Annotated in this window: 12 protein-coding genes and 1 pseudogene; 1 reads left to right on the top strand and 12 read right to left on the bottom strand. The window is 32.8% G+C overall.

Annotation, left to right across the window (positions count from 1 at the left end):
* Nucleotides 1–60 precede the first annotated feature (60 nt).
* Nucleotides 61–789 carry a DUF3575 domain-containing protein gene (locus tag B2U95_RS13140; RefSeq protein WP_296316993.1) on the top strand — a complete coding sequence of 243 codons (729 nt, stop codon included), beginning with the start codon at nt 61–63 and terminating at the stop codon, nt 787–789.
* Nucleotides 790–1,042: 253 nt separating this feature from the next.
* Here B2U95_RS13140 and B2U95_RS13135 read toward each other — a convergent pair whose 3' ends face one another.
* The 12 genes and pseudogenes from B2U95_RS13135 to B2U95_RS13080 form a co-directional block, all read right to left on the bottom strand.
* Entirely contained in the window at nt 1,043–1,225 is a 183-nt protein-coding gene (locus B2U95_RS13135) for a hypothetical protein (RefSeq protein WP_296316992.1), read from the bottom strand.
* Between the two features lie 884 nt (nt 1,226–2,109).
* Nucleotides 2,110–3,120, bottom strand: coding sequence for a DUF6515 family protein (locus tag B2U95_RS13130; RefSeq protein ID WP_296316991.1), 1,011 nt, complete (start codon nt 3,118–3,120; stop codon nt 2,110–2,112).
* Nucleotides 3,121–3,146: 26 nt separating this feature from the next.
* Nucleotides 3,147–3,875: a DUF2092 domain-containing protein gene (locus B2U95_RS13125; protein ID WP_296316990.1), complete on the bottom strand. Its 729-nt coding sequence runs from the start codon at nt 3,873–3,875 to the stop codon at nt 3,147–3,149.
* Nucleotides 3,876–4,084: 209 nt separating this feature from the next.
* Entirely contained in the window at nt 4,085–5,128 is a 1,044-nt protein-coding gene (locus tag B2U95_RS13120; RefSeq protein WP_296316989.1) for an AI-2E family transporter, read from the bottom strand.
* 18 nt (nt 5,129–5,146) lie between these two features.
* Nucleotides 5,147–6,514 (bottom strand): efflux transporter outer membrane subunit, encoded by a 1,368-nt coding sequence (locus B2U95_RS13115; protein ID WP_296316988.1) that lies wholly within the window; start codon nt 6,512–6,514, stop codon nt 5,147–5,149.
* A complete protein-coding gene (locus B2U95_RS13110; protein ID WP_296316987.1) occupies nt 6,507–7,535 on the bottom strand; it encodes a DUF2955 domain-containing protein in 1,029 nt (342 codons plus the stop codon). The genes B2U95_RS13115 and B2U95_RS13110 overlap by 8 nt, the downstream gene beginning before the upstream one ends.
* On the bottom strand, nt 7,525–8,610 hold the full coding sequence (locus B2U95_RS13105; RefSeq protein WP_296316986.1) for an HlyD family secretion protein: 1,086 nt from the start codon (nt 8,608–8,610) through the stop codon (nt 7,525–7,527). The genes B2U95_RS13110 and B2U95_RS13105 overlap by 11 nt, the downstream gene beginning before the upstream one ends.
* On the bottom strand, nt 8,610–9,050 hold the full coding sequence (locus B2U95_RS13100) for a potassium channel family protein (RefSeq protein ID WP_296316985.1): 441 nt from the start codon (nt 9,048–9,050) through the stop codon (nt 8,610–8,612). The genes B2U95_RS13105 and B2U95_RS13100 overlap by 1 nt, the downstream gene beginning before the upstream one ends.
* Nucleotides 9,051–9,234: 184 nt before the next feature.
* Entirely contained in the window at nt 9,235–10,053 is an 819-nt protein-coding gene (locus tag B2U95_RS13095) for a hypothetical protein (RefSeq protein WP_296316984.1), read from the bottom strand.
* Between the two features lie 24 nt (nt 10,054–10,077).
* Nucleotides 10,078–10,707 carry an SUMF1/EgtB/PvdO family nonheme iron enzyme gene (locus B2U95_RS13090; RefSeq protein ID WP_296316983.1) on the bottom strand — a complete coding sequence of 210 codons (630 nt, stop codon included), beginning with the start codon at nt 10,705–10,707 and terminating at the stop codon, nt 10,078–10,080.
* Nucleotides 10,708–10,788: 81 nt separating this feature from the next.
* Nucleotides 10,789–11,445 carry a hypothetical protein gene (locus B2U95_RS13085; protein ID WP_296316982.1) on the bottom strand — a complete coding sequence of 219 codons (657 nt, stop codon included), beginning with the start codon at nt 11,443–11,445 and terminating at the stop codon, nt 10,789–10,791.
* A 192-nt stretch (nt 11,446–11,637) separates the two neighbouring features.
* A pseudogene (locus tag B2U95_RS13080) lies at nt 11,638–12,339 on the bottom strand (arylsulfatase); the annotation flags it as partial.

Here is a 12,339-nt window from a genome sequence, read left to right as displayed (position 1 = left end):
TTAAAAAGTAATTTTATCAATGTATATTTAAATGTCGAACATATTATAAATCAATTTTTTATGAAAACTTTACCACTTATTCTTCTACTTTCTTTAGTGTCTTTGCCGCTTATTGCTCAAGAAGATATAGAGCTAAGACAACAAAAAAATCAAATAGATCTTGATATCTCCGATTTACCAACGGCATTTTTCTCATTTAGTTATGAGCGTGCAATAGGTAAACATATATCGGTTGGTTTAGGAGTAGGTTTTAAATCTGAAGATGGTCTTATACAATTTTCGGGTATCGATACTGATAGAATACAAACCAATGATATTACGTATTCTGGCTATAAATTAATTCCAGAGTTTAGATATTATATCAATGAATCTGTTGATGGATCTATGCTAAGTGGTTTTTATGTAGGTGCCTATCTAAAGTATTCTGATTTTAACTCAGACTTGGAAGGTACTTATGTCGACAGTCAAGATATTTCTCATCTTTTTAAGTATGAGGCAGAAATAACGGTGACTTCAGTTGGTTTAATGATAGGCTACAAATTACCTGTTTCAAAGCGTTTTAGTATTGATTTTTTAATAGCGGGTCCAGGTTCTGGTGGTTATGATTTTAAATTAGATAATGTTATTGCACCACCTGACGAATTTTATGATGATTTAAATAACGCGTTGGATGAGTATAGTGTTTTAGATCTTATTGGCGCTGACTTTGGATTTAACAATAATAACCTTAGATCTAAATTTTCAGCCCTTTCTTTTAGATATGGAATTTCTGTTGGTTACTCATTCTAAATTTAATTATACTATTTTATATTTGTTTCAGTCGTGTTATTTTCTTCAGATAAATTACTCGTATTATATTGTTCATCTAATAATCCGTAGGGTACTAAAAAATTAGGATAGTCCCTGTATTTTCAAGAGCTTCGTACTTAGCTTTAACTATATTAATTGCAGTAGCTGGATATTGTATTTTTAAGTAATCAGCAACTGTTTTGATAAGGTTCGTAGACCTTGTAATTGCTATATTGTCTATTGGAATTGCTTTTTAGAGTACGTTAATCATATCACTAGTACTTAAATAATCGTTGCCAATTTTGTTAACGAGGTATGCGCTATAATCTGTATCATTTTTAAGATAATCCTTGCCTATGGTTTCATTGAATTGCTGCCCAATCGTTTCAGCAGTAATAGCATCTTTTTGCAATATTTTATCGACATAGTAAGTCATAGTGATTTTCAATTCTTCCTTTTTCTATTCTAAATCTAAGAGTTTATTGAGTTATCTGTACTCCTTTTCTGAAGAAATGGTGTCCTTAAGCCTAAATTCCATTTCTTCTAGTTCTTTAGGGTCTCTAGCTACAAGACCTACTAAAAAGTTAACAGGTGCAGCTACTGTTTTATCAATAACATCTTTAAATGTTTGCCACCCTATTTTAATGTGACTTAAATGATAATTGAAGGGTTGCCCAGTGAGATTGTTCGTATAATCTAAAACACTATTACTTACACTAAGATTTTCGATGTTATAGTTGATATCTTATAACTCAGCACTAGGCGTCTACGAAACTGTTGCGGTTAACGATTGCTGGTCAGCATCAGTTAAGTTCACTTGTTCCTCTTCAATCTTAAAAATTCTAAAAAAGTTATGAGATTCTAAAATATCTAAATTTTTGATACTATAGCTACTATTATTATGATCTATGGCTTCTAAATCGATATTATTTTTTCTGTCATTTTAAAATCGTGCACTTCAACATAACTTGAAATTATAGATTTAACAGTATCATTTGTATTTCCTTTAATTTCGATTTGAGAATTTTAACTTATGCATCAAATTCGCCATCAACGGGATTAATGTTTAGTTTTGTTTAAAAGTAACCTCCATTTTTAAAATTGAATGTTACGTCTGCTTTACTTTTTTCTTGGTGATCTCAGCCCACATAAGGAATGACGAATGAGAAATCGTTAATATGAGTTTCTTTTTCGTTTTTCACATCTTAATTTGGTTGGTGAGGGTTATTAAATATTCAAATGTTGTTCACTAAAAAAAGTGAAGCATAGTAAAATAGAACTAAGCCTCACTTTTAAGAATTACCTTATAATAAATGTGTTCTATTCTTCTTTAATTTCTACTATTTCGTACATGTTTTTTCCATCTAGCTCGATAGGTTGATAATATGTTTCTCCAAATTGAACGTAGGTTTGATCGCCAATCTTCACTTCTTCTCCTCCTTCTGGAAGACTAGGAACAATTGTTCCTGCGGTTGCAGGCACAACTATATACCCTTCAGCATTTTTCTCATAAAAGGCACCGCCATAATAATAATTATTGGTTTCATTGACTTCTACCTTTTCAGCCTCTTTGGGTATGGATGCGACTTGAGCACCTATTGGTGCTTGAACTGCCTCAAAACCATCTGCTGTTTTAACATAATATGTTCCTTCTTCATAATGATATTCATCATCATCATCATCATCATCATTTACAATAGCTACAATAATTGCAGTTGTAGCTAATGTTGTTACGAAATAGCCCCATGGATGATAATATGAACCATAATAAAAGGGTGTATACGGATGGTAAAAATAAGGTCTGTGACAATAATAACCGCGACCACCGTAGCGGTACGGTGGTCTAACGTAAGCTCTAGAGCCTCGTCTTACACTTGTGTTTCTAGTATTCCTAATGTTCGTATTTCTGCTCCTATCTACATTAATATTAACGTTATTATTACCAACGTGCGTTTTATTCCCCACTTTGTTATTGTTACCAGTCCTATTCTTAGTTTTAACATTAGATGTTTTGCTATTCCCTGCTTTATTAGATGCAACTCGGTTTTTAGTCGTTTTATTCCTAGAAACATTTGGTTTTGTTGCTGTTCTTTTGGTAGAAGTTTTAGGTTTTGAAAAGCTTCTGCTTTTAGTTGCTTTATGACCTCCGTTTATTGATCTGTTTGGTGTAGAGCGGGACGGACTAGGTCTAGATACAGAACGAGAACGACTTCCACCTCTAGAAGCACCATGGCCCATGCGTTGTGCTAATAAATCTGAAGGAAAAATTAAGGCTAAAAAAACAAAAAGGATTCCTAACTTGTGCTTTATGTTTAATGTATATGTTGTCATGATAAATAAATTTTATGATATTACAATTAAGACTTTTTTAGGATGCTTATTAATCTAGCATTTGGCGGTGCTAAGAAATCGAATACCGCATCTGGAATATTAGGATTTAATAACCAATTACTAAACGTTGATTCCACCTGTAGATTTGATTTATTTTTATAAATAATAACAAAACGCTTTGGAAGCAGATAGGTATTATTTGTAACCCATATTTGAACATTTAAATCTTTATTAGTTGCCATGATATGATAACACTCTTCGTCATCTATAGTTTTCTTTCCTAAAAATTTAATACTAGTAAATTGTTCCATCATATCGTCTGTAAAAGACGGATAGAAAAAATCTACAGCAGGAAATTGAAAGTCATAATCAACATGCATTTCATCAATCATTTCTAAAGTAGATCCTGGAGCTTCAAGAGTTATATAATTATTTTCATCATAATTATAATAAGACATATAAGATCCGTCATAATAAAAGCCATTTCTGCCTTTTGTGCCCTCTGTACGAATACGTAATTTATCTGACCCAGAAAACGAAATCGTACTGTTAGTGTAGTGTTTTAGAATATTTTTATTCGCATCTAATTTATCTGTGGAAGTATCTAAATCGAAGCTTACAGCTTCTAAATCACCGATAACATCTGCCATTTTATCTAAAATAAATATGGCTGTTGAATCAATGTCCTTAACTTCTTGTGCATACCCAAAAAAAGATATAAATAGAAGTGGAAGTAATAAAAAGGTTTTTTTCATGGTTGTAAAGTTTAAAAATAAAATAAAATTAAGATGACTAAGTCTTTAGAAGGTTTAGTATTGAATTTAGTTTGAATTAATAATTGTTGCATTTCTAATGTAAGATAAACAATTAACACAGAGTAATATAATTAAAATAAAATAGCGAACCTTCATTAGGTTTTACCCTGTGATTGTTTTTTTAATGTTACTTTAATGATCGCTATTGTTCAATCTTCCGATAAATTCACCCAACGTAAATAGAATCGATGCGCCAATGCCAAAACAACGGTGCCCACAAATAATCCTATAATTCCGTGAAGTAATACACCTCCAATAGCTCCAATAAAGATAATTATGGTTGGCGTTTGTAGTCCTTTTGATAATAATATAGGTTTTAAAAAATTATCTAATAATGATACTATTATTATGTATACAGTAAATATGATGGCATGCGTTGTATTATCTGTAATTGAAAACACCAATGCAATAGCAGGAAGTACCACTAAGGTTACTGGTAGTTGAACAATAGCAGCAACTAAAACGAGCATTGTAAAAAGTCCTGCAGCTGGTATACCAATTAATTTAAAACCAATAAAACTTAATATGGTTTGGATAATGGCTACTAATAAAATTCCTTTTACGACACTTCTAATAGTATTACGAGACATAATAACGACATCTTCTCCCTCTTTTCCAATGAGTTTATTTGCAAATTTGATGGAAGTATTATGACCTCCATCTGCATTATACATAAAGACTATTGCTATAATTAAAGAGAAGATAAAGCCCACTAATGTGCCCATAAGCCCTAAGAAGCTGCCAAAAACCTCTTTTCCTTTTTCAAGAATAAATTCTTTATTAGTAAGTGCGTATTCTTTCACATCTTTAGAAGCATTTTCCCAATTTGAATATATTTTTTCTCCCATTGGCCAATCCTTTACGTTTTCTGTAGGAGCAGAAATTTGCAATGTACCTTCTTTTAATTGTTGTATTGTTGTTGTTGTACTATCCAATACTGAACTAAAGATAGAGTAGGTTGGAATAGCTAATAATGTAACTGTAACTAAGGTGAAAATTATAGACACTAATTTTTTCCGTTTTGTACCGGCTTTCGTAATTAATTTTTCATAAAACGGATAGATAGCAACAGCTAAAATAATTCCCCAAGCTAGTGCACCTATAAAGGGTTTAACAATAAATGATGCCCATAGAATTAGCCCTACTAAGACTGCGAGTCTAATAAATGATGTAATGTTGGTTGTGCTTTTCATTGATTTTGGTTTTTAAATTTAGTTTTGATTTTCCCATCCGCCTCCTAAGGCTAAGTATAGTTTAACGATAGATTGCAGACGTAATTTATAACTTTCAGATGCATTTAGTTGTGCACTAAATAATGAGGTTTGTAAATTAATAAATTCTAAGAAAGAAGTCACTCCTTCGTTATAACGTACCCAGGATAAATTTAAAGCCTCTTGCGAAAGTTCTAATTGTTCTCCTCTAATTATGAATTCTTTTTGGTAGGTATCTATTGCAATTAATGCATCTTCTACTTCTTGAAAGGCCAATAAATACGATTGTTCATATTCAACAACAAGTTGATTAAACCGTTCTTCTTCTATTTTAATGGAATTCTTAATACGGTTATTGTTAAAAATAGGTCCTACTAGATTAGCTGCTAATCTGCTAAAAAATAGGCTAGGGTCAGTAATTTGAGATCCTACATCTAATGACAATGTAAAATCTGGATAGCGCAGTGCTTCGGTAGCACTGATAACTGCCAATTGGGCTTTTAGCCTTCTCTCTGAAATTAGTATCGAAGGTCTTCGTTTTAATAAACTAACAGGGACACCAGTTGGTAATTCCGAAGGAAACACCTGTTCTTGTAATGGTAATCCTCTTGGAATTGATTTTGGTGTAGATCCTAAAACGGTACTCAAAGTATTCTCTAGTTGTCCTCTAGACCGGAATAGCGCTTGTAAGGTAACTTCGGCATCTTTTAGATTAATCGTAACTTGGTTTACGTCTACTTTAGAAATAAAACCACCATTATATCTCGCTTCAATAACATCTTTAAAATCGGTCAATGATTTGATCGTGTTTTCGGCAACAATAATCTTATTATCTACATCTCTCAAAGTAAAATAAATGGTTGCTATTTGCGAAATCAACGTGGCTTGTACCTGGTTGCGTGCCATTTCTGTTGCTAAATACGCCTGTAATGCAGCTTCGTTTTGATTTTTAATCCTTCCCCACACATCTAATGTATAAGACACGTTTGCTGCTGCAGTAACATTTTGAGTTGTTGCAGATGCCAGAGAATTTTGACTAATATCGCCTCCAACACCATAGTTTACACTAGGGTATAATTGAGATCTTGCAATTTCTAATTGAAGCTGCGATTGTTTTATTAAACTGACCGTGTTTTTTAGTGTAAGATTGTTATTGAGTCCTTCTTCGACTAAAGAAACTAGTGTACTATCATTAAAAATTTCCCACCAAGAGAGATTCGCGAAGTTTGTACTATCAATAGTGGTGTTATTTCTATAATTTGAAACTTCTTCTAGTTGAGGAGCCAAATAGTCTTTTTGAATTTGACAGGATAAAAGCCCTATAAAAAAAGTAATAATCAAACCGTATTTTAGATATTTTTTATTCATTCAATAGTTTTGGATTATTAAATGTATTGGCAATTTTAAAAGCTATAATAACATATATGATAGCTAGTCCTATTTGTATTAAACGTTCCCAGATTGTATTCCCTGCTTCATCTGAAGATGTCGCTACCGTACCCATCACCACAAAAAACGTATTAAAGCTAAGTTTAAAGATGGGCGCTATTTTTTTACCTGAATATAAATTTATCACAAAATAAAAAGCGATACTTACGACTAAAAATATATATAGCTCGTAATTAGGAGCAATGACTAGAATATTATAGGCTAAAACCCCTATTAGTCCTCCAAGAACATTTGCAAATAGTAATGCACCTCCTTTTTTAGATTGATAAATAAAAGGATCGAAACTTAATAATACTGTAAAAACTAATGTTAGTAAGGCAATACTAGAATTGAATAAGTAGAATACAAAAACGATAGGAAATACTACCAATAAACCATTAAAAGCCAATTTATTCAGGTTCATGTTTTTATATGCTTTTGGCTTTTTCTTTTCTATAATTATATCTTCTTGTGTTGTTAAAGGGAATATAAAAAATGCGATGCGGATCACCACCAATGCAATAATCAAATTAAGAAGGAGTGCTGTTAAAACTATACTTCCCAATATATTAGCTTTCAGGCTTATGAATGGTATTAATACGGCTAGTATTAAAAATAGTAAGCGTATAGGTTCGGGTATTTTTATAAATCTGAATGACCAATAAATAACCAAACTTAAAATGGGTAGCAATACTAATGGATAGTCAATAAGATATTGACCAACTATTACACCAAAATATCCTAAAAAAGAAAGCCCTAGCACAATCCCAATTTCAGTTTTTAAACCTAATGGTTTTTTATTGGGTTCTAAAAACATCAATGCAAAAATGGCAGTTATATGCGGCACTAAATAGCCTAATGTTGTAGAGACAATAAGCGCTAAGGTTACTCCAAACACACAACGCAAAATTGGTATATCGGCTTTTAAGCCCCAGTAAAATCCCTTTGCTTTATCTAACATATGATAACTTGGAGATTATATATATGCGTGTACTTGCCAAAGAGTTAAGCAACCAATTGTTTCCAGTATAAACTACTATTTCAGCTTGACTTCCTTGTCGTAGTTTCTGCTTAATTTCTGGGTCTTCTATTTCAATAATAACAGGGAAACGCTGTGGGTCTCTTAGCCATCCTTGTGCCGTACTAATTCTAGGTAGGCCACCAGCATTGGTTCTGTCGGTACTTACACCATAAGAAATACTTTTTATTTTACCTTTATATATTTCACCGGGATCAATATCAAAAATCACATCAACTTCGTTATCAATTTGAATATTGGATATATTATTTTCTTTTAAATTGGCTTGAATCCAGATCGTATTGTTAGAAATTAAAGTCACCATAGCCCTTCCAGCTCCAGCAAAATATCCAACCTCTACATTAAAACTTTCAATAATTCCGTCTGATGGTGCCACAATAGCGGTATGTGCCAAGTCCCATTCTGCTTTTTCTAATTGGCTTACAACTGCTTTCGTATTTGGGTTGTTTTGATCTGTTGGTCCTAATGCTGCCAGTTGTTTTTCTACCCCAGCTTCTGTCGATGCTACTTGTTCAATAGCATTTAAATAAGATGCCTCAGAACGGTCCTTATCCGCTTCCGATAGTGCACCTTCGTTTTGAGAAATAACTCTTTGTGTACGTTCCCAATTTTTGGTGGCTCTATCTAAACTAACTTTAGCTTTGCTTACTCTTGCTGTGGCTGCTTTTATTGAAGATATTCCTGCACTAATAGATTGTGAAACTTTTTCAAGATTGGTTTCGGCAATCGCTACAGCAATCTCATACGGTTTTCTGTCAATCATAAATAGGGTGTCTCCTTTTTTTACTTCGGAATGCAACCCTACATTTACCTTTGTAACATATCCATTAACCATCGGAGCGACCGAGAGTACTAAGCCTTTTACTCTTGCTTGGTCTGTGTTAGGTGTCACTCTGTCAGAAGCGATATACCAAATAAAAATTAAAAATGTAAAAATCAGAGTTAGAAAACTCAACTTCTTTACAGAACTTTTTTTCTTGCTTTTTGATTTACTCATTAATTATCATTTATTTTTTTATAGATGTTTTGAATTAATGAAAACATCATTGCTGTAGACCACCCAATTAGCATAATACCATTGATGGCTTCTAATCCAGATAGTAATCTCCATTCTGAAGTCAATGATATATCTCCATAACCCAAAGTTGTAAAGGTTACCATAGAAAAATATACCGCTTCAGATAAGCTAGAAAACTGACTCGCAGTTTCAGGGATTATATAATAACAAAATGCCCAAACTAGTGAATGGAAGGTATGTATTAATGTGAAAAGCAAAAATGAAAATAATAAAATTCTAAGAATTTTATTATTTGTAATGTCATTTTCATTTTTGGTTATCCTTGCAACTTTTCGAAGCCAAAACACATTACCCAACCCTTGTATCAACAAATTAAAGGCAATAATAACGGCTCCTATAACTATTATTTTTATAATCATTATTTCAGTATTGTAAAGGTTTTGTTCGTGTAATCTAACCTATGTTGAGCGCTCTTATTTATGTTTGTTATCTGCATGAATGGCAACGCGATTAAGCGGTTAATTTACTAAACTAATACAGAGAATTGGCGCAGCAATTTTTGTATATAATGAGAACTAATAATATATACGGTAATAGTTTTATCTACTTCGGAAACAATAAAATTACGTTTGCTCGAATTCCCCAATCTGGATTAAATTGATTATTTCCGTAGTAAACTTTTGGACCACCACCTAACTGTAACAGTTGTTTTCCAAATGTCACTACTTTAGCATAATAGATACCAGTAAAGCCACCAAACAAATCATTATTCCAATCTTGTGTATTTTCAGAGGCTATTGTAAAAGAAGCTCCTGTTTTTGTCGCATACGTTGCAAAAGGCTGAAAGAATGAAGCATCAACATCATTGAGCCCACTGCCAGCATAGGACCAAATATGATTTACTAAAGCACCATAAGTCCATTGGCCTTGTAATTTTAAAATTAAAGCATTTGGTCCAGCTCCCCATTTATTCACTCCCAATGCATTATCCGTGGCGGTAGGTAACAATAACACTGGTCCAACTCCCCAAACAAGTCCGTTTTTTACTTCTTTTGGAGAAAAGAAAATACTTTGAGCAATATCGCCAAGTCCAGTTTCATTATTACCAACTCCAGTCACATCACTCTGAGAAATAACAGGAATAATAGTTCTACTAATCATATTCCATTTCTCATTTATAGATACAGGAATAACCGGCTGAATATTTAATGTATATCTAAAGCCTTCAAGAGGACCAACATTAAAGTCAAAATTATTTTGAAACGGTACGCTAATTAAAGATGCTACTGGATTTGCAAGTTGTTTTGCTAAATCTTCAGCTGAAGTACCTTGTGTTTCAGTTTCATCTTGTGCCTGAGTATTTAGACTAAGACCTATACAAAACAGTGCGATACATGTTCTTAAAGTTATTTTGTTTATCATAATATGATTGTTTTTTTAAGTTGGTTATAAGTCCATAATAGAAAACCCAATATTTATATTTCCGGTTTCTTTATCAACAAATAGTTCTCTTTCTTTAATAGTTCCGTGACAGGTTTTTTCGGAACAAAATAGCGAGCCACCGGCAAGTCTTATGCGCTCATTATTTTTATTTTTTGTAATGTCCCATACATTACCTACTATATTTACGGTGTCTATTTCAGAAATTGGGAATTTATTATTTGATATAATAATACGCTTATCATTCTTTACGATGTCCCAATATTCATCATAGGTAGGAAGTCTCTTTTTTGCCCATTCACAATAGGCTAAGGCGTCGTTGTAACTTACTTGTGTCACTGGAAGTGCTCCAGAAGATACTTTATTGATACCATCAGGTATTTTCCAAGTCGCATTTTCTGATGTTGTGTAATTATAAACATCTAATTGGACTATAGACCATCCATATTTTTCAGCATCTGTTATATACCCTGTCTCATTAACAAATAATTCGAATTGAGTGTAAGAAACGGCTTGTAAAGCAATTTTATTTTTATTGCAAGAGGTAAAAAAGATAAAAAAAAGAAAAAAATATGTCCAACTATTCAAATTAATAGTGATGCTAGATAAATTGTAAATATTTAAGTTTGTTTTCATTTTTCAGCCTGTGGCTAATGTGTCTGTTTAATAATAGTGGACTTCGGAGCAATTTATGTTCAAATGTAAATAAGATTGCCATTAGAAAAGGAACTTTGCTCCAAAATAAAGCATAGACCTATTTTGTGCCAAATCATACTGTGGCTCCAAAAATAAATTTGTGACGAGTCCCGTGGATTTAATTATTTTACCTAAACCAGCACCCACTGGAATTTCGTTTGTGTTAGATTCAAAATCGAATATCATTCTAGGGTGACTTCTAAAATACCATCCTTTGGGAAAATCATAGTAGATCCCTGGATCAAATTCCATGGTAGATATATTATGACCCATTTGAAAAGTCGTCAGCGTTATAAATTTAAATTTACCAACCTTACTCGTAGAAACGATATTGACACCGGCTGCCATGCCTTGAGGATCTATATAACTCACAATACCACCAACTCCAAAATTGTGTTTTCCGTTTTTAGTTTGAAATAGTCTTGCAACCAACAGGCCAACATTTCTAAATTGATTCTCGGAATTGTAATTAAATTGTTGTTCCGCAGAAATCCTAACGAACCATTTTTCTTTGACCGTCATATTGGCTATGATCTGAGTCCTCATGAAGTCATCTGCGTAGTTTCTATTAAAAACTCCAATGGTTGGACTTGGATCAATAGGATTATTGGCATCCTGAGAAAAACTAAAATTGGAAAGACAAAAACTAAAGAATAATAAAATAATAAACTTTTTCATAGCTTGATAGCTTTTTAAATAATTATAATATGGTTGTTCTTAAAAGAATAATAGCCGACCTCTGAGCAATTTAGTTTCAATTTACAAAGTAATTGAAATGGGTTTATAACCCTAAAAATTGACACAAAATCGGCTATTATTTTATAGGTTGTTGGAATAGAGTTGTTTCTAAGACCAACAATTAATTATTATTTATTGACTCATCATAACACGTTTAGCTTCTGCTTCCAAGTCAACATATGGTGTGCCTTCAACAGTAACACCTACAAAGTCAAGGGTGCCATTATTAAATTTACTTGGTGATGGGTATAATTCACTCACCGCGTCTCCACTGTCATATCCAACACAAAGTCCGTCTCCAGATAGTGTGAATTTAGCAGGTTGAGTTCTCATGGGGCCTTCTGCCACTAATTGTTCATCAATGTACAGTTTAGTAGAACCAATTGATTCACCATTCTCTCCTGTTTTTTCTCTAATAAATTCCATTCCTACGGTATGTTTTCCAGGTGTCAATGTTATTGATGATTCAAAAACTTGTTCTGGGCTAATGCCTAAGAAATTATAGACATAATAGAGTTTATTGTTTTTTATAAACAAAGAATGTCCTCCAAATCGTGAGCCATGTGCAAATAAGATACCTGACGTCTTATTTGTTGTTTCAACGTTGGTTAATATTTTATATGAGCGTCCTCTTACATTTACAGCATTTCCTTCTGGTACCGCTGCAGCGAAAGGGTAATAAATATAGCGGTCTCTCGCAGGTTCTTGCGATGGTCTTTCTATCGTTAATATTTCAGCAGCACTTCTATCATCCAAGGGAAGTACATTATTTATTTCTGCTTCTACAAACCAAGCATCTATTAATTCCTGCAGCTTTTCTGGGTTTTCTGCAGC

The sequence above is a fragment of the Winogradskyella sp. UBA3174 genome (genome assembly GCF_002364335.1).
In the GTDB taxonomy this organism is placed as follows: domain Bacteria; phylum Bacteroidota; class Bacteroidia; order Flavobacteriales; family Flavobacteriaceae; genus Winogradskyella.
The sequence above is the reverse complement of the archived record's forward strand: the minus strand, read 5'-3'. Positions and strand labels throughout refer to the sequence as shown.